The 16,077-nt window shown below is 58.2% G+C and carries 18 protein-coding genes; 3 read left to right on the top strand and 15 right to left on the bottom strand.

Annotated elements, in window-relative coordinates; genetic code table 11:
• Position 1: 1 nt before the first annotated feature.
• The 6 genes from pheT to thrS all read right to left on the bottom strand — a co-directional run bounded on the left by pheT (position 2) and on the right by thrS (position 6,648).
• Positions 2-2,380 (bottom strand): phenylalanine--tRNA ligase subunit beta, encoded by a 2,379-nt coding sequence (pheT, locus tag K1567_RS26115; RefSeq protein WP_169868998.1) that lies wholly within the window; start codon positions 2,378-2,380, stop codon positions 2-4.
• A 26-nt stretch (positions 2,381-2,406) separates the two neighbouring features.
• The gene (gene pheS / locus K1567_RS26110) at positions 2,407-3,423 is read right to left on the bottom strand and encodes a phenylalanine--tRNA ligase subunit alpha (RefSeq protein ID WP_034099107.1); all 1,017 of its coding nucleotides are present in this window, start codon (positions 3,421-3,423) and stop codon (positions 2,407-2,409) included.
• A gap of 109 nt (positions 3,424-3,532) precedes the next feature.
• Positions 3,533-3,889: a 50S ribosomal protein L20 gene (rplT, locus tag K1567_RS26105; protein WP_002553161.1), complete on the bottom strand. Its 357-nt coding sequence runs from the start codon at positions 3,887-3,889 to the stop codon at positions 3,533-3,535.
• A 30-nt stretch (positions 3,890-3,919) separates the two neighbouring features.
• On the bottom strand, positions 3,920-4,114 hold the full coding sequence (rpmI, locus tag K1567_RS26100) for a 50S ribosomal protein L35 (RefSeq protein WP_002553160.1): 195 nt from the start codon (positions 4,112-4,114) through the stop codon (positions 3,920-3,922).
• A 60-nt stretch (positions 4,115-4,174) separates the two neighbouring features.
• Positions 4,175-4,726 (bottom strand): translation initiation factor IF-3, encoded by a 552-nt coding sequence (gene infC / locus K1567_RS26095; RefSeq protein WP_169850653.1) that lies wholly within the window; start codon positions 4,724-4,726, stop codon positions 4,175-4,177.
• On the bottom strand, positions 4,726-6,648 hold the full coding sequence (thrS, locus tag K1567_RS26090) for a threonine--tRNA ligase (protein ID WP_169868999.1): 1,923 nt from the start codon (positions 6,646-6,648) through the stop codon (positions 4,726-4,728). Before thrS ends, infC begins: the two co-directional genes overlap by 1 nt.
• A 366-nt stretch (positions 6,649-7,014) precedes the next feature.
• Between thrS and K1567_RS26085 the strand changes: the two genes are divergently transcribed.
• Together K1567_RS26085 and K1567_RS26080 are read left to right on the top strand one after the other, a co-directional pair.
• Positions 7,015-7,329: a hypothetical protein gene (locus tag K1567_RS26085; protein WP_021491187.1), complete on the top strand. Its 315-nt coding sequence runs from the start codon at positions 7,015-7,017 to the stop codon at positions 7,327-7,329.
• Between the two features lie 289 nt (positions 7,330-7,618).
• Positions 7,619-7,831, top strand: a complete 213-nt coding sequence (locus tag K1567_RS26080; RefSeq protein WP_003234260.1) for a cold-shock protein — start codon at positions 7,619-7,621, stop codon at positions 7,829-7,831.
• Positions 7,832-7,903: 72 nt separating this feature from the next.
• Here K1567_RS26080 and K1567_RS26075 read toward each other — a convergent pair whose 3' ends face one another.
• On the bottom strand, positions 7,904-8,224 hold the full coding sequence (locus tag K1567_RS26075; RefSeq protein WP_034099112.1) for an I78 family peptidase inhibitor: 321 nt from the start codon (positions 8,222-8,224) through the stop codon (positions 7,904-7,906).
• A 145-nt stretch (positions 8,225-8,369) separates the two neighbouring features.
• On the bottom strand, positions 8,370-8,678 hold the full coding sequence (locus K1567_RS26070; protein ID WP_169869000.1) for a hypothetical protein: 309 nt from the start codon (positions 8,676-8,678) through the stop codon (positions 8,370-8,372).
• Positions 8,679-8,847: 169 nt separating this feature from the next.
• On the opposite strand from K1567_RS26070, the gene K1567_RS26065 reads away from it, so the two are divergent.
• On the top strand, positions 8,848-9,060 hold the full coding sequence (locus K1567_RS26065; protein WP_034099115.1) for a hypothetical protein: 213 nt from the start codon (positions 8,848-8,850) through the stop codon (positions 9,058-9,060).
• Between the two features lie 33 nt (positions 9,061-9,093).
• On the opposite strand, the gene K1567_RS26060 is transcribed toward K1567_RS26065, so the two are convergent.
• Genes K1567_RS26060 through K1567_RS26030 form a run of 7 tightly spaced genes read right to left on the bottom strand, consistent with a single transcriptional unit; the run spans position 9,094 to position 16,063 of the window.
• Positions 9,094-10,122 (bottom strand): nucleoside hydrolase, encoded by a 1,029-nt coding sequence (locus tag K1567_RS26060; protein WP_169869001.1) that lies wholly within the window; start codon positions 10,120-10,122, stop codon positions 9,094-9,096.
• Positions 10,123-10,148: 26 nt separating this feature from the next.
• Positions 10,149-10,553 carry a D-ribose pyranase gene (gene rbsD / locus K1567_RS26055; RefSeq protein WP_034099117.1) on the bottom strand — a complete coding sequence of 135 codons (405 nt, stop codon included), beginning with the start codon at positions 10,551-10,553 and terminating at the stop codon, positions 10,149-10,151.
• Positions 10,550-11,467, bottom strand: coding sequence for a ribokinase (gene rbsK / locus K1567_RS26050; RefSeq protein ID WP_040268858.1), 918 nt, complete (start codon positions 11,465-11,467; stop codon positions 10,550-10,552). Before rbsK ends, rbsD begins: the two co-directional genes overlap by 4 nt.
• A gap of 23 nt (positions 11,468-11,490) precedes the next feature.
• Positions 11,491-12,513: a LacI family DNA-binding transcriptional regulator gene (locus tag K1567_RS26045; protein ID WP_034114417.1), complete on the bottom strand. Its 1,023-nt coding sequence runs from the start codon at positions 12,511-12,513 to the stop codon at positions 11,491-11,493.
• Positions 12,514-12,516: 3 nt separating this feature from the next.
• Complete coding sequence (locus tag K1567_RS26040) at positions 12,517-13,494, bottom strand: ABC transporter permease (protein ID WP_003174987.1); 978 nt, start codon at positions 13,492-13,494, stop codon at positions 12,517-12,519.
• A complete protein-coding gene (locus tag K1567_RS26035) occupies positions 13,491-15,044 on the bottom strand; it encodes a sugar ABC transporter ATP-binding protein (protein ID WP_034114419.1) in 1,554 nt (517 codons plus the stop codon). Before K1567_RS26035 ends, K1567_RS26040 begins: the two co-directional genes overlap by 4 nt.
• 59 nt (positions 15,045-15,103) lie before the next feature.
• Entirely contained in the window at positions 15,104-16,063 is a 960-nt protein-coding gene (locus K1567_RS26030; RefSeq protein ID WP_034099124.1) for a sugar ABC transporter substrate-binding protein, read from the bottom strand.
• Between the last annotated feature and the right edge of the window lie 14 nt (positions 16,064-16,077).

The following is a 16,077-nucleotide window of genomic DNA, read 5'->3' as shown; positions in this document are numbered from 1 at the left end:
GTCACTTCCTTAACGTGGCGTTTAACCTTTGTTCAAGCGAGGTGAGGATATTTTGTGTCGTGGTATTCACCTCATCGTCATTAAGAGTGCGCGATGGATGCTGCCAGGTCAAGCCGACTGCGAGGCTTTTTCTATGCGGATCAATACCTTTACCCTGATAGACGTCAAATAGCCTGAGGTCCGTCAGCCATTCCCCTGCATTTTCACGGATTACATCCAGAACGGCAGTAGCGGCGACATCGCGATCGGCGATCAGCGCCAAGTCTCGGCGCACTTCAGGGAAACGCGACAACTCGCTGAATTTGGGCATCTTGCCAGTCGCCACTTCAGCCAACACCAGCTCGAATACAAATACCGGGCGATCAAGGCCGAGAGTTTTCGACAGTTCCGGGTGAATAGCGCCGACGAAACCGACCAAACGTCCCTCACGCTCGATGCGCGCAGTCTGGCCCGGATGCAGCGCCGGGTGGCTACCCGGAACAAAGGTGAACGCGTCCAACGCACCGGCAAAGCCCAGCACGGCTTCTACGTCAGCCTTAACGTCGAAGAAGTCCACGGCTTCGCGGCCTTGGGCCCAGCCCTCCGGCAACCGGCTGCCACAGACCACACCGGCCAGCATCGGCTCTTGCTTCAAGCCATCCAACTGCCCTACAAAACGTAGGCCACTTTCGAACAGGCGCACGCGATCTTGTTGGCGGTTCAGGTTGTGAGAAAGCGCTTTCACCAAGCCTGGCCACAGAGACGAACGCATGGCGGCCATATCGTTGGAGATCGGGTTGGCCAGCAACAGCGGCTCGACGCCTGGATTGAACAGTTCAAACTGCTTTGGATCGATGAAACTGTAGGTCACCGCTTCTTGGTAACCACGAGCAACCAGCAGACGACGCAGCTCAGGCAAGTGCGCACGCGCCTCAGCCTTGGGCTGAGGAGCAAGACGAGCCTGCGGGTAACGGACCGGCAAACGGTTATAACCGTACAGGCGCGCCAGTTCTTCGATCAGGTCGACTTCAAGGCTGATATCGAAGCGATGGCTTGGCACTTCTACCTGCCACTGCCCTTCCCCGCCCGTAGCAATGCCAAGGCCGAGGGCTGACAACAACTGCTCGATTTCAGCAGGATCGATCACCAGGCCAAGCATCTGCTCAACGCTTTTAGCGCGCAGGGTAATCGGCGCCACACTTGGCAGATGCTCTTCGCTGACAGTTTCGGTGATTGGGCCGGCTTCACCGCCGGTAATCTCCAACAGCAGGCCAGTGGCGCGCTCCATGGCTTCACGGGCCAGCTTCCAGTCCACACCGCGCTCGTAGCGGTGCGAAGCATCGGTGTGCAAGCCGTAGGAGCGAGCTTTACCAGCAATGGCGATCTGATCGAAGAACGCACTTTCCAGGAATACGTCGCGGGTGGTCGCGGACACGCCGCTGTGCTCGCCACCCATCACGCCCGCAATCGCCAGGGCGCGAGAGTGGTCGGCGATGACCAGTGTATCGGCACGCAGGGCCACTTCCTGGCCGTCGAGCAGTACCAGCTCTTCGCCTTCTTCGGCCATGCGCACACGAATGCCGCCGTTGATTTCGGCGAGATCAAATGCGTGCAACGGCTGGCCCAGCTCCAGCATCACGTAGTTGGTGATATCGACGGCAGCGTCGATGCTACGGACATCAGCGCGACGCAGACGCTCGACCATCCACAACGGGGTAGGCTTGGACAGGTCGACATTCCGGATCACACGACCCAGATAACGTGGGCAAGCATTCGGTGCCAGCACTTCGATCGGGCGCACTTCGTCATGCACCGCAGGCACGGCAGCCACTACGGGTCGAGTGACCGGCACGTTGTACAGAGCCCCGACTTCACGGGCCAGACCGGCGAGGGACAGGCAGTCGCCGCGATTCGGGGTCAGATCGACCTCGATGCTGGCATCCTCCAGCTCCAGGTAGACGCGGATGTCCTGACCCACCGGCGCATCGGCCGGCAGCTCCATCAAACCATCGTTACCTTCACCCACCTGCAGTTCCGCCTGGGAACACAGCATGCCGTTGGACTCGACCCCGCGCAGTTTGGCCTTCTTGATTTTGAAGTCGCCTGGCAACTCGGCGCCGATCATGGCGAAAGGAATCTTCAGGCCCCGGCGCACATTGGGCGCTCCGCACACGACCTGAAAGGTTTCCGCGCCGTTGCTCACTTGGCACACACGCAATTTGTCAGCATCCGGGTGCTGCTCGGTGCTCAGCACCTCGCCCACTACCACGCCACTGAAAACACCGGCGGCCGGCGTAACGCTATCGACCTCAAGGCCGGCCATCGACAAACGAGCAACCAGCTCGTCGCGATCTACCTGCGGGCTTACCCAGCCACGCAGCCATTGTTCACTGAATTTCATCCTGCTCTCCTAAAGATTCGTTACGACTAGCGAAATTGCGCGAGGAATCGCAAGTCGTTGTCGAAGAACAGACGCAAGTCGTTCACCCCGTAACGCAGCATAGCCAGGCGCTCTACGCCCATGCCGAAGGCAAAGCCCGAGAACTCTTCCGGGTCGATCCCGGACATGCGCAACACATTCGGGTGAACCATGCCGCAGCCCATGACTTCCAGCCAGCCGGTCTGCTTGCACACGCGGCAGCCTTTACCGCTGCACATCACGCACTCCATGTCGACCTCAGCGGACGGCTCGGTGAACGGGAAGAACGAGGGACGGAAACGCACCGCCAGCTCTTTCTCGAAGAACACCCGCAGGAATTCTTCGATCGTGCCTTTAAGGTCGGCGAAGTTGATATCGCGATCTACCAGCAGGCCTTCGACCTGATGGAACATCGGCGAGTGGGTAATATCGGAGTCGCTGCGGTACACACGGCCTGGGCAGACGATGCGGATCGGCGGCTTGTTCGCTTCCATGGTGCGGACCTGTACCGGCGAGGTGTGGGTGCGCAGCAGCATATTGGCGTTGAAATAGAAGGTGTCATGCATCGACCGGGCCGGGTGGTGGCCTGGGATGTTGAGTGCTTCGAAGTTGTGATAGTCATCTTCGACCTCAGGGCCTTCGGCAATGCCGTAGCCAATATGGGTGAAGAACTGTTCGATACGTTCCAGAGTCCGTGTGATCGGATGCAGACCGCCCGAGGCCTGACCACGGCCAGGCAAGGTGACGTCAATGGATTCGGCGGCGAGCTTGGCCGCAAGATCGGCCTCCTCGAGCGACGCCTTACGCGCATTGAGAACCTCTGTGACACGCTCCTTGGCGACGTTGATCAGCGCACCGACTTGCGGACGCTCTTCAGCCGGCAAATTTCCCAGGGTCTTCATCACCTGAGTCAATTCACCCTTTTTGCCAAGGTAGTGAACCCGGATTTGCTCCAGGGCATTGATATCTTCAGCGCTTTGCACAGCCTCGAGAGCTTGAGCGACGAGCGCGTCCAGGTTTTCCATGTACAGACTCCAGATACGAAATAGGGGAAGAGCTTTAAGGCTCTTCCCCTATTTATGACGTTTAACACCTTGGGCTGCAGGAGCAACCCAAGGTGACTGTCGGGGGTACTTAAGCCAAGGTGGCTTTAGCTTTCTCGACAATCGCAGCAAACGCCGCTTTTTCGTTCACTGCCAGATCAGCCAGAACCTTACGGTCGATCTCGATGGACGCTTTTTTCAGGCCAGCGATGAAACGGCTGTAGGACAGACCGTTAACACGAGCACCAGCGTTGATACGAGCGATCCACAGAGCGCGGAACTGACGTTTTTTCTGACGACGGTCACGGTAGGCGTATTGGCCTGCCTTGATTACCGCTTGCTTGGCAACACGGAATACGCGTGAACGCGCGCCGTAGTAGCCTTTAGCAAGTTTCAGAATTTTTTTGTGACGTTTACGGGCAATGACGCCACGCTTTACACGAGCCATGAGTTACTTCCTCTATTCTTGATCCAAAAATTAACGAAGGCGCAGCATGCGCTCGACTTTTGCCACGTCAGACGGATGCAGCAAGCTGCTACCGCGCAGTTGACGCTTACGCTTGGTCGACATTTTGGTCAGGATGTGGCTCTTGAAAGCGTGCTTGTGCTTGATACCGTTAGCAGTTTTCAGAAACCGCTTAGCAGCACCACTTTTAGTCTTCATCTTTGGCATGTTCGGATACTCCGCATTCAGTTGATAAACATAATCAGAAGGCCTGCCGTGCCCTGTTGATTACTTCTTCTTTTTCGGGGCGATGACCATGATCAGCTGGCGTCCTTCCATCTTAGGATGCTGTTCGACCGAACCGTACTCGAGCAGGTCAGCTTCAACCCGCTTGAGGAGTTCCATCCCCAGCTCCTGGTGGGCCATCTCACGGCCGCGGAATCGCAAGGATACCTTGGCCCTGTCCCCATCACTCAGGAAACGTACCAGGTTGCGCAGTTTTACCTGGTAATCCCCTTCCTCCGTCCCTGGACGAAACTTGATTTCTTTTACTTGAATCTGCTTCTGGTTCTTCTTCGCCGCAGCAATCTGCTTCTTCTTTTCGAAGATCGATTTGCCGTAGTCCATCACCCGGCAAACAGGCGGGACTGCGTCGGCGGAGATTTCCACCAGGTCCAATTTGGACTCTTCAGCGATACGAAGCGCTTCATCAATCGAGACGATGCCAATCTGCTCGCCGTCAGCGCCAATTAACCGAACCTCGCGTGCCGAGATATTCTCGTTGATCGGGGCTTTCGGTGCAGCTCGTTTATCTTGTCTCATTTCACGCTTAATAATAATTACTCCGAATCTGGGCGACCACGCCGGGAAACCGCTTGCGCGAGGAACTCAGCGAACTGGGCGACGGGCATCGAGCCCAGGTCAGCACCTTCACGAGTACGCACAGCGACAGTCTGCATCTCGACTTCCCGATCTCCGATAACCAAAAGATAGGGAACCTTGAGCAAAGTATGCTCGCGGATTTTAAAGCCGATCTTTTCATTTCTCAAGTCGGACTTGGCACGAAATCCGCTTTCGTTGAGAGTTTTTTCAACTTCAGCGGCAAAATCTGCCTGTTTATCAGTGATATTCATGATCACTGCCTGGGTCGGAGCCAGCCACGCAGGGAATGCACCCTCGTAGTGCTCGATCAGGATCCCGACGAACCGCTCGAACGAACCGAGGATCGCCCGGTGCAGCATGACCGGGTGCTTACGGCTATTGTCTTCGGAGACGTATTCGGCTCCCAGACGGATCGGCAGGTTAAAATCGAGCTGCAAGGTACCACATTGCCAGACACGGCCAAGGCAATCTTTCAGCGAGAATTCGATCTTAGGACCGTAGAAAGCTCCCTCACCCGGCTGCAGGTCGTATGCAAGGCCCGCACTATCAAGGGCTGCGGCCAATGCTGCCTCGGCGCGATCCCACAGCTCGTCGGAACCGACGCGTTTTTCCGGACGAGTGGACAGCTTCATCTCAACTTCGGTAAAGCCGAAATCACGATAAACGTCCATGGTCAGCTTGATAAATGCTGCCGACTCAGCCTGCATCTGCTCTTCTGTGCAGAAGATATGAGCGTCATCCTGCGTAAAGCCGCGCACACGCATGATGCCGTGCAGCGCACCCGATGGCTCGTTGCGGTGGCAGGCACCGAACTCCGCGAGGCGCATCGGCAACTCGCGGTAGCTCTTCAGGCCTTGGTTGAACACCTGCACGTGGCATGGGCAGTTCATAGGCTTAATGGCGTAATCGCGGCTTTCCGACTCGGTAGTGAACATGTTGTCGGCGTAGTTGGCCCAGTGCCCGGACTTCTCCCACAGACTGCGATCAACCACTTGCGGTGTCTTGATTTCCAAGTAACCATTTTCGCGCTGAACCTTGCGCATGTACTGCTCAAGCACTTGATACAGGGTCCAACCGTTCGGGTGCCAAAACACCATGCCCGGCGCTTCTTCCTGGAGGTGGAACAGGTTCAGGCGCTTGCCGATTTTGCGGTGGTCACGTTTTTCGGCTTCTTCGATGCGCTGGATATAAGCGGCCAACTGCTTCTTGTCAGCCCAAGCAGTGCCGTAGATGCGCTGCAATTGCTCGTTCTTGGCGTCGCCGCGCCAGTAGGCGCCGGACAGCTTGGTCAACTTGAACGACTTGAGGAAACGCGTGTTCGGCACGTGCGGGCCACGGCACATGTCGACGTATTCTTCGTGGTAGTACAGACCCATGGCCTGTTCGTCCGGCATGTCTTCCACCAGACGCAACTTGTAGTCTTCGCCTCGAGCGGTGAACACGTCGATCACTTCGGCGCGCGGCGTGACCTTCTTGATCACGTCGTAGTCTTTTTCGATCAGCGCGTGCATGCGCTGCTCGATGGCCGCGAGGTCGTCCGGAGTAAAAGGACGCTCGTAGGCGATATCGTAATAAAAGCCTTCTTCGATGACCGGACCGATCACCATTTTCGCCGTCGGGTACAGTTGCTTGACCGCATGGCCAATCAAGTGCGCGCAAGAGTGGCGAATGATCTCCAGCCCTTCTTGATCCTTGGGCGTGATGATTTGCAGGCTGGCATCGGTGGTGATCAGGTCGCTGGCATCGACCAGCTTGCCGTCGACCTTACCGGCCACGGTGGCTTTGGCCAGGCCTGCGCCAATGGATGCGGCGACCTCGGATACGGAAACCGGATGATCGAATGAACGCTGACTGCCGTCGGGAAGAGTAATAGTTGGCATGGCGCCTCCTCTCCTAGTGGTGACCCCTACCAAAGGTCACGTGGGTTGGGATGAGCCAGTACAAGATCCAACACCAGGCCGCTCAATGCTGAACGCCTGCCTTACAGCGGCAGGAGCCTTTCGGCCAACCGATAATCGAACCAGAGTGACTGGAGTGAAAAAAAACAACGTGGCAAGGCCGCTTTGAACGCGCCGTTAAATAGCCAGGCCGCCGATGCTAGCACAGATGAACGGTCATCGGGCCGCAGCTGCTGTTGCTGATAACGAATTTCCAGGCTTTATAGATGCAAAAGTGAACTTGAGCTGTACGCTGTGCCTCAAACCCCCTGAGAATCGCCGTTCGTCCTCGACTCAAAGGAGCATCCAATGATGCGTTTTACCTCGACCCTCGCTCTCGCTGCTTCACTGACCGTCCTTTCCCTTGGCGCCCAGGCTGCTGCCCCATCGAACTGGCCAGCCGGTGCGCGCGATAGTTTCGTCAGCGACTGCAGCGCTGCGGCCAGCCAGAATGTGGACGTCAAAACCGCCAAAGCCCATTGTGAATGTGGCGCAGATAAGATCAACGCGGAATTGAGCACTGCTGAAATCAAGGAATTGATGACTAATCAGAACGCCAGTCCGGAGCTTAAAAATAAAGCTGTGGCGGCTATTTCGTCCTGCAAAGTCGTGAAGAAAAAGTAAATCGACAGCCTGATCACACGGCCGATTGATCGAAAAAAAGACCTGAAATCCGCTGTTTCTCACAAATTACGCAGCTTTTACGGCTTTTTTTAAGACCCCATATTTAGCGCAGAAGCCCCGTAGTTCGGGGCTTTCAGCCAGAAGAAGGTCTAAAGCCAACGCTATTGATCAGCAAACAATGCCTTGGGGGGGCTCCCAAGCCGAGCATTTCGACTATGATACCCCGGTGTGCCCAGTTGGCCTGAGCAGCACAGCACTACTGAAAATATATGTTTCTTGGAGATACACCATGTCTAATCGCCAAACCGGCACCGTTAAATGGTTCAACGATGAAAAAGGCTTCGGCTTCATCACTCCTCAAGGTGGCGGTGACGACCTGTTCGTACACTTCAAAGCTATCGAAAGCGACGGTTTCAAAAGCCTGAAAGAAGGCCAAACCGTTTCCTTCGTGGCTGAGAAAGGCCAAAAGGGTATGCAAGCTGCACAGGTTCGCGGCGAGTAATTCTCCGCTGAGCTAAAAAAACCCCGTCCATGTGACGGGGTTTTTTATGGGCATAGCAAAAGCCGGTGAAGATCAGCCGCAATTGACCCGCGTGATCACCAAGTTATCATCGGTGTTCAGGTTCAGTCGGTCGGAGCGGTACTCCAGGGTGATCATGTCGTTGGGCTTGAGGATCCGGGCGTTCTGCGCACCGGAGCGCGTACGAGCCTGTTCCAACAGTTGCGGCGAGGCTTTCTGGCCAATTGTAAATTCGGCAGCCTTCGCCTCACAGCGGCTATGACCGGCATCGGTCACAGCGGCATTTTTGGCTGGCTCAGAGGTACCCGAGGTGCTGCAGCCCGCCAATGCGAGTGCTGCCAACAAAGTACCGAATGATGCGAGCTTCCAAGGCATGAAGCCTCCTATGAATAAAAAATGGACAGAGATCGTGCGACAGCGGTGTGGCGATTTGGTTTCAAGACGTAAACCGTTGAGAAGCAAGTCTGCCTGACTCTAGCCGGGCATTCGCTTGATCAATCGTGACCAGATATGAACGCGATCAGTAGATGTCGATATAGTCATCCGACGGCTTCGGCCAGTTTTGCCGCAACGCATTGAAAATCTGCGTGACCCAGACTTCGTCACTGGCCGCCACGTTACCGACATAACCGGAGCCTTTTGCCCAGGTCTCCAGCCGAAACAGCAACCCGTCGATATCCGCACTGCCTACCGCCCTTCCACTTGAAATGTAGGCAAGACCGGCCTTGGTCACTCTTAACTGGGCATGCTCTTCGTCGCTGGCACTGGCCAGCAGTTGGCGCACGGCGGCCAATGTCAGATTCTCAGGGTTATTCAAATCGATATGCACGTAGCGTTTTCCGACTGTTAAACAAGCCGACAGTGTGGCACAGCGCGCGCCCGCACCTAAGCATCATGCCTAAGTATCAGTGCCAAACAGCATGCAAAATGGTTAACTGCCCCGGCAAAAACCGCGCACCAGCGCGCTGCCCAGTATTTTTCTGCCTCGCGAGACCTTCATGACCACCGTAACGCTTCAAGCCGACATCAAAGCCAAATGGCCCTTGGGCCAGAGTTCCTACAGCCCAGGCAGCCCAGAGGAATTGGCAATCATCGGCATCGACCTGCTGGTAAAAGAATTGGGTACCCAGGCCGCGCAAGCATTCATCGGCCAGGTATTCGAAAAATACCCAGCCGATCACATGGGGGCGGATAACCCCGAGCGCGAGTAAAAATCGGCCGGCGAACGCCGACCGATCAGCACGTTACTTCAAGCGAGCCAGGCGTTCGGTCAGCAGATCGAAAAAGCCCTGGGCATCGCCGTTCTCAACCCAGAATGCGTTCTTCGGTTGTTTCAGGCCATCGTACCAATCGACGATGGTCTGGCCGAAGGTCGGGCCTTCACGGCTGTCGACCACAACGTTGACTTCACGCCCGCTGAACAGCGAAGGCTTGAGCAGATAGGCGACCACGGTGGCGTCATGCACAGGCCCACCGGGAATGCCGTAGTGCTCCATGTCGCCCTTGACGTACTCGTTGAGGATATCGCCGACGATCTTGCTCGCATTGCTCTTGAGGTCGGCGATCTGCTTCAGGCGCGCTTCACTGGTGAGCACCTTGTGGGTGACGTCCAGCGGTAGGTAGGTCAGCTTGACCCCACTCTTGAGCACGATTTCCGCGGCGACAGGGTCGGCGAACAGGTTGAACTCCGCGACCGGCGTGATATTGCCGCCGTTGAAGTGCGCACCGCCCATCACCACCACTTCCTTGATGCCTTGAGTGATTTCCGGGTCTTGGGTCAATGCCAGCGCCAGGTTGGTCTGCGGGCCGAGCATAGCGATGGTGATGCTGTGAGGCTTGGCGGCACGCAGGGTCGTGATCAGGTAATCAACGGCATTGCCTGGCGCGAGACCCTTTTTGGGCTCATGCACGGTGACGCCGGAAATACCTTCCTTGCCATGAATGTTCTCGGCATAGATCGGCGTGCGCAACAGCGGTGCTGGCGCACCGGCGTATACCGGAATGTCCTCGCGCCCTGCCCACTCACGGGCCAGCCGGGCGTTACGGGAGGTTTTGTCCAGGCGCACATTGCCGGCGACGGTGGTGAGCGCGCGGATATTCAGCTCCTCAGGAGAAGCCATGGCGAACAGCAACGCCACAACGTCATCGGCGCCCGGGTCGGTGTCGATGATCAGGTCGATTTTTTCCGCCGCCTGGGCGCTTGCTGCAGTGAGTGCGGACAAAAGCAGAACACTCCGAAACAAATTTCTCAGGGTGGGTAGACCACGTTGCATAAAACACTCCTTGTCGTTGGGAAAGACTAGAACGTCACGCCGGACACCAGCGCAATATTGCAGTAAGGCTGGCATTCGCCAGTACGCACCACGGCGCGGGCCTGACGGCTCAGTTGTTTGAACTCATCATGACTCAGCAGACGACGCTCGCCGAGCGCGGCCTGAGCCGTCAGGGCATTCAGCTCAGTCAGCGCTGGCGGCTGCTTGAGTAGAATTTCGTTGGCCAGTACATGGCTCTCCACCTGCATTTCACTGAGCACAATGCGCAGGGTACTGATGAAGTCCGGAATGCCCTGAGTCAGCGCCAGGTCGATCAACTCTACACCCGGCGGCACCGGCAAACCGGCGTCACCGATGACCAGGATGTCGCCGTGTCCCAGAGAAGCGATCACCCGCGACAGGGCGATATTGAGCAGTGGGGTCTTTTTCATGAGGCTACAAAACCTTGTACGTCGTGCAGCGTTGGAATGGAGGGTTGCGCACCGGCGCGGGTGACCGACAACGCTGCCGCGACCTGACCGAAGCGGATGGCCTCGGCCTCGCTTTTGCCAGCGGACAACGCAGCTGCAAAACCGCCTACGAAGGTGTCGCCGGCTGCGGTGGTATCCACCGCCTTGACCTTGGGTGCCACCAAGTGCTCAAACCCTTGGCCATCGGCAAACAACGCACCTTGCGCACCCAAGGTAACGATAACTTTACCGGCGCCAGCTTCGATCAGACGAGTCGCCGCTTCTTTGGCGCTGTCGAGAGAGTCGACCATCACGCCGCTGAGCGCACTGGCTTCGCTTTCGTTGGGAATCAGATAGTCGATCGAGGCGTACCACTCGGCCGGCAAAGGAGCACTGGCAGGCGCCGGATTGAGGATCACAGTCTTGCCCAGTTCACGGCCACGCTTGAGGGCGTACCCCACCGTGTCCATGGGCACTTCAAGCTGGCAGACGATCACGTCGGCGCCCTGTAGCACCGCGTCGAACGCTTGCAATGACGCCGGCGTTAGAGCGCCATTGCTACCGGCCACGATGACGATTGCGTTCTGACTGCTGTCATCCACCACGATCAACGCGACACCGCTGGAGCCGGCGACGCTGCTGACCGCCTGGCAATCGATGCCTTCGACCAGCAATGCCTCGCGCAGTTGGCTGCCGTAGGCATCGGTGCCGACGCAGCCGATCATCGCCACATCGCCACCCAGCCGCGCCGCCGCGACTGCCTGATTGGCGCCCTTGCCGCCGGGCACGGTGGCAAAGGTCTGGCCGATCAGCGTTTCACCGGCGCGCGGCAAGCGGCTGGCGCGGGTCACCAGGTCCATGTTCAAGCTGCCTATTACCACTACTTTTGTGGGCATACATCAGTACTCATCAATTCGGTTCAGCGGTATTGGGCAAACACACCGGCGACGGGGGCCGTCGACTCGCGCAACACAATGCTTGGGGTCACGATACGTTGATCGATTGGCAGTTGAGGGTTGGCGATCCGTCGCAGTAAAAGCTCGGCAGCCGTCTCGCCCAGCTGCACGATGGACTGCCCCACCGTGGTTAGCGCCGGGTAGACGTAACGGCTCATTTGAATGTCGTCGAAACCGATCACCGACAGCTCGCCGGGCACGCGAATATTACGCTCGGCCGCCGCGCGCAATACACCGAAACCGATCATGTCGTTGCTGGCGAAAATCGCGCTGGGCGGTTTTTCAGCCAGCAGTTGCACGGCGGCGGCATAACCGCCGGTGCTGGTGAAATCGCTTTCGCGGATGCGCTCGGCCGGTACTTCCACGCCAGCCTCGTGCAACGCCCGGCGATACCCTGCCAGACGCATTTGTGCCACGCGGGTGTGGGCCGGGCCGCCGATACAGGCAATATCCCGATGACCGAGGTCGAGCAGGTGCCGGGTGGCCAGGTAAGCGCCCTCTTCGTGGTCGATACGCACCAGATCGACATCAATGCCATCCAACGCCCGGTCGACGATCACCATGGGCGTTCGCACCGCGCTCAAGCCTGCGGCCAGCCCACTGTCGTCGCCGCCCACTGAGGTGACGATCAAACCGTCGATACGCTTCTCCAGCAATACCCGTAAATAACTGCGCTGCTTTTCAGCGTTGTCATCGGAGTTGCAGAGGATCACGCAATAGCCATTACGCTCGCAATAGTCCTCGATACCACGGGCCAATTCCGCGAAATACGGGTTGAGGCTGTTGGGCACCAGCAGGCCTATGGTTGCGGTGGTCTTGGCTTTGAGCGAACGCGCGACGGCACTGGGCACGTAGTCGAGCTGCTTGATCGCCGCCTCGACCTTGAGGCGCACCGGCTCGCTGACCGGGCGCGTCTTGTTCACCACATGGGACACTGTGGTGTAGGAAATACCCGCAAGCGCTGCCACATCCTTGATCGTTGCCATGGTTCAGCCTCGCCGACTGGCACGCTGGCTGCGATAGGTATCGAGCACCACAGCGATCACAATCACGGCACCGGTAATGATGCGCTTGGTCGGCTCCGTGGCCCCGATCTGCGCCAGGCCGGCAGCCAGGACCGAGATGATCAAGACGCCGAAGAACGTGCTGATCACCGAACCGCGCCCGCCCATCAGGCTGGTGCCGCCGATAACCACCGCCGCGATCACTTGCAACTCCAGACCGGAACCCGCGTTCGGGTCAGCCGCCTCCAGGCGCGAGATCTGGAACAACGCGGCTACGCCGGCCAACAGGCCCATAAGGCTGAACACCAGGATCTTGTAAGGCTTGGGATTGATCCCCGCCAGGCGTACCGCTTCCTCGTTGGTGCCGATACCGATCAGGTAGCGACCGAACACGGTCCGCGTCAACACCAGTTGGGCCGCAATGATCACTAGCAAGGCAATGATGAACGACGGCGAAATACCAAAGGCAATCGGATTGGACAGCCAGGCGAAGGAGTCACCGATGTAGGCGGTGCGTGAACCGGTCATTTGGTACGCGACGCCGCGGGCCATTTCCAACACACCGAGGGACACGATAAACGACGGAATGCGCCAGGCCACGGTGATCGAACCGGTGAGCGTACCGGCCAGCGCCGCACAGCCCATGCCCAGCACGGCGGCCGGCAAAACGCTCCAGCCCCAGCTGAGGATCGCCACACTGACCGCCGATGCCGCCAGCGCCAGCACCGAGCCTACCGACAGGTCGATACCGCCGATGATCAGGATGAAGGTCATGCCCACCGCCAGCACCATCAGGTCCGGAATCTGGTTGGCCAGCGTACTGAACGTGTCATAGGACAGGAAGTGATCGCTCAATACCGAGAACAGCGCAATCATCGCGAGCAAGGCACCTGCCAGGCCCAGGTAAGTCCCCAGGCCGTAGAAGTTGCCGCCGGTTTTACCGGGAGAAGTGGTCGTTTTCATGGGGTATCCCTAAGCACTGCATCGTTGAGCAGCGCATCACGTTTCTGATAGCCGGCAAAGGCGGCGGCGAGCAATTCGTCCTGGGTCCAACTGTCGCGCTCGAAGGTGTCGATCAGGCGCCCGGCGGACAGCACACCGATGCGGTCGCAGATCAACATGAGTTCGCGCAGGTCGCTGGACACCACTACCAACGCCTTGCCCTGCCGGGTCAACTCGCCGAGCAAGGCGTAAATGTCGAATTTGGCGCCGACGTCGATACCGCGCGTAGGCTCGTCGAACAGCATCACCGAGCAGTCGCGCTCCAACCAGCGACCAATCACCACCTTCTGCTGGTTGCCGCCGGATAATTCCGACACCAACTGCGCCGGGCTGGAACTGCGAATGCGCATGGCATCGATCTGACGTTGGGCCAACGCGGTTTCATCGCCACTGTTAACGACGCCGCCCGCGGAAATTTCAGGCATGTTGCCCAGAGCAATGTTGGCGCTGATGGACTGGGTCAGCAGCAAGCCTTCACCCTTGCGGTCTTCGGTGATCAGCGCGATGCCATGGCCCACGGCATCCACCGGCGAACGAATGCTCACCACCTGGGCTGGCGAGCCCAGGGCCACGGTGCCGCTGTCGGCTTGGTCAGCGCCGAAGATCAGGCGCAGTAGCTCAGTACGGCCCGCGCCGATAAGCCCGGAAATGCCATAGATTTCACCGGCACGAACTTCGAACGAGACGTCGCGGACTTTGTCCGAGCGCGTCAGACCTTTGAGCGTGAGCGCCGGGCCACCGATGGTGCGCGGGCCCAAATCGATGTGTTCGCCCAGTTCGCGACCGACCATCAATGTGACCAGTTGCTCGCTGTTGTAGTTAGCCATCGGCTCGACGCACACCAGTTTGCCGTCACGCAGGACCGCGATGCGCTGGGCGACACGAGCCAGCTCTTCCAGTCGATGGGAAATGTAAATAATCGCTACGCCGCGGGCCTGCAAACGGGTGATCTGCTCAAACAGCATCTCGACTTCACGGGCGGTAAGCATAGCCGTGGGTTCGTCGAGGATCAGCACATGGCAGTCGCCGATCAGGTTGCGCGCGATCTCGACCATTTGCTGGTGGCCGATCCCCAAGCTGCCGACCAGGGTGTCTGGGTCGATGGCATCCAGGCCGACCTGGGCCATGGCTTCGATGGCAGCCTTACGCAGTTGCTTGCGGCTGATCCAGCCACCGTGGCTGGGCAGGTTATGCAAAAACAGGTTTTCGGCGACAGTCAGGGTCGGCAGCAGGTTGAGTTCCTGCATGACCATGCGCACACCCAGCGCTTCGGCCTGGGTGCGGCTGCCTGGGCGGTAATCCTGGCCGTTGAACTGCATGTGCCCGGTGGTCGGAGTGACCAGCCCGCCGATGATTTTCGACAAGGTGCTTTTGCCTGCGCCGTTTTCACCCGTCAGCGCCAGCACTTCGCCGCGATTGAGCGTCAGAGTGATGTCGGACAGAACTGGCTGGGCATACGTCTTACCGATACCGCTGACCGAGAGGACAGCGTTCGGGGCGGAAGATGACATAGGAAAATCTCCGAGCGTCCGCCCGGGAGCGAGCGGACGCTGTTTGGGTGCTGCCAGAATTACTTCTTGAGGACGAGTTCGACCGGGGTTTCGATCACGCCATCTTTGGCATCGACTTTTTCACCCTTGACCAGCTTGAGCGCGTTCTGGATACCGAACACGGCTTGCTGGGCAGCGGCCTGGTCGGCGGTAGCCAGCACGCGGCCGTCCTGCAGCATCGGCTTGATGGCTTCGATATTGTCGTAGCCCACTACCAGCACCTTGCCCGCTTTGCCGGCTGCACGTACGGCAGAGACAGCACCCAAAGCCATGTTGTCGTTACCGGCCAGCAGCGCCTTGAGGTCTGGGTATTCGCTCAGCATTGCGGAGGCGACTTTCTGGCCCTGGTCGATCTCCCAGTTACCCGACTGGGTGGATACGATCTTCATGCCGGCAGCATCCATCGCGTCTTTGAAACCGGCGGTGCGCTGCTGGGCGTTGGTGGTGGTCGGTACGCCTTCGATGATGCCGACCTTGTCGCCCGCGCTCATTTGCTTGGCCAGGTAATCGCCCACCAACTTGGCACCTTTGCGGTTGTCCGGGCCAACGAAGGGAATGTCCAGGTTCTTGCTTTTCAACACACCGGGGTCGAGACGATTGTCGATGTTGACCACCTTGATCCCAGCGTCGGAGGCTTTTTTCAGTACGGTGACCAGCGCCTTGGAGTCGGCTGGCGCAATGACGATGGCGTTGACCTTGGACAGGATCATCTGATTGACGATATCGATCTGGGCAGCAGTATCGGTTTCATTCTTGATGCCGTTCGTGATCATGTCGAAATCGGCGGGGTGGGCTTTCTGATAGTCCTTGGCACCTTCCTGCATGGTGACGAAAAACTCGTTGGCCAGGGACTTCATTACAAGACCGACTTTCGGTTTGGCGGCGGCCTCGTCAGCGAATGCAGAGGAGAGCGGTAAAGCGGCGGATGCGGCAGCAAGCACAGCGATAGCAAGAAGACGTCCAGCAAATGGCAGCTTCATGGGGTCACTCCGAT

The sequence above is a fragment of the Pseudomonas sp. S5F11 genome (genome assembly GCF_019641515.1).
Lineage (GTDB): Bacteria > Pseudomonadota > Gammaproteobacteria > Pseudomonadales > Pseudomonadaceae > Aquipseudomonas > Aquipseudomonas rhodesiae.
Note: the sequence above shows the minus strand (reverse complement) of the source record. Positions and strands in the feature narration are given on the sequence as shown.

What these genes read in the sequence shown, in the direction of transcription:
- pheT (WP_169868998.1), bottom strand. Translation starts at nt 2,380, where the DNA reads ATGAAATTCAGTGAACAATGGCTGCGTGGCTGGGTAAGCCCGCAGGTA.
- pheS (WP_034099107.1), bottom strand. Translation starts at nt 3,423, where the DNA reads ATGGAAAACCTGGACGCGCTCGTCGCTCAAGCTCTCGAGGCTGTGCAA.
- rplT (WP_002553161.1), bottom strand. Translation starts at nt 3,889, where the DNA reads ATGGCTCGTGTAAAGCGTGGCGTCATTGCCCGTAAACGTCACAAAAAA.
- rpmI (WP_002553160.1), bottom strand. Translation starts at nt 4,114, where the DNA reads ATGCCAAAGATGAAGACTAAAAGTGGTGCTGCTAAGCGGTTTCTGAAA.
- thrS (WP_169868999.1), bottom strand. Translation starts at nt 6,648, where the DNA reads ATGCCAACTATTACTCTTCCCGACGGCAGTCAGCGTTCATTCGATCAT.
- K1567_RS26085 (WP_021491187.1), top strand. Translation starts at nt 7,015, where the DNA reads ATGATGCGTTTTACCTCGACCCTCGCTCTCGCTGCTTCACTGACCGTC.
- K1567_RS26080 (WP_003234260.1), top strand. Translation starts at nt 7,619, where the DNA reads ATGTCTAATCGCCAAACCGGCACCGTTAAATGGTTCAACGATGAAAAA.
- K1567_RS26075 (WP_034099112.1), bottom strand. Translation starts at nt 8,224, where the DNA reads ATGCCTTGGAAGCTCGCATCATTCGGTACTTTGTTGGCAGCACTCGCA.
- K1567_RS26065 (WP_034099115.1), top strand. Translation starts at nt 8,848, where the DNA reads ATGACCACCGTAACGCTTCAAGCCGACATCAAAGCCAAATGGCCCTTG.
- K1567_RS26060 (WP_169869001.1), bottom strand. Translation starts at nt 10,122, where the DNA reads ATGCAACGTGGTCTACCCACCCTGAGAAATTTGTTTCGGAGTGTTCTG.
- rbsD (WP_034099117.1), bottom strand. Translation starts at nt 10,553, where the DNA reads ATGAAAAAGACCCCACTGCTCAATATCGCCCTGTCGCGGGTGATCGCT.
- rbsK (WP_040268858.1), bottom strand. Translation starts at nt 11,467, where the DNA reads ATGCCCACAAAAGTAGTGGTAATAGGCAGCTTGAACATGGACCTGGTG.
- K1567_RS26045 (WP_034114417.1), bottom strand. Translation starts at nt 12,513, where the DNA reads ATGGCAACGATCAAGGATGTGGCAGCGCTTGCGGGTATTTCCTACACC.
- K1567_RS26040 (WP_003174987.1), bottom strand. Translation starts at nt 13,494, where the DNA reads ATGAAAACGACCACTTCTCCCGGTAAAACCGGCGGCAACTTCTACGGC.
- K1567_RS26035 (WP_034114419.1), bottom strand. Translation starts at nt 15,044, where the DNA reads ATGTCATCTTCCGCCCCGAACGCTGTCCTCTCGGTCAGCGGTATCGGT.
- K1567_RS26030 (WP_034099124.1), bottom strand. Translation starts at nt 16,063, where the DNA reads ATGAAGCTGCCATTTGCTGGACGTCTTCTTGCTATCGCTGTGCTTGCT.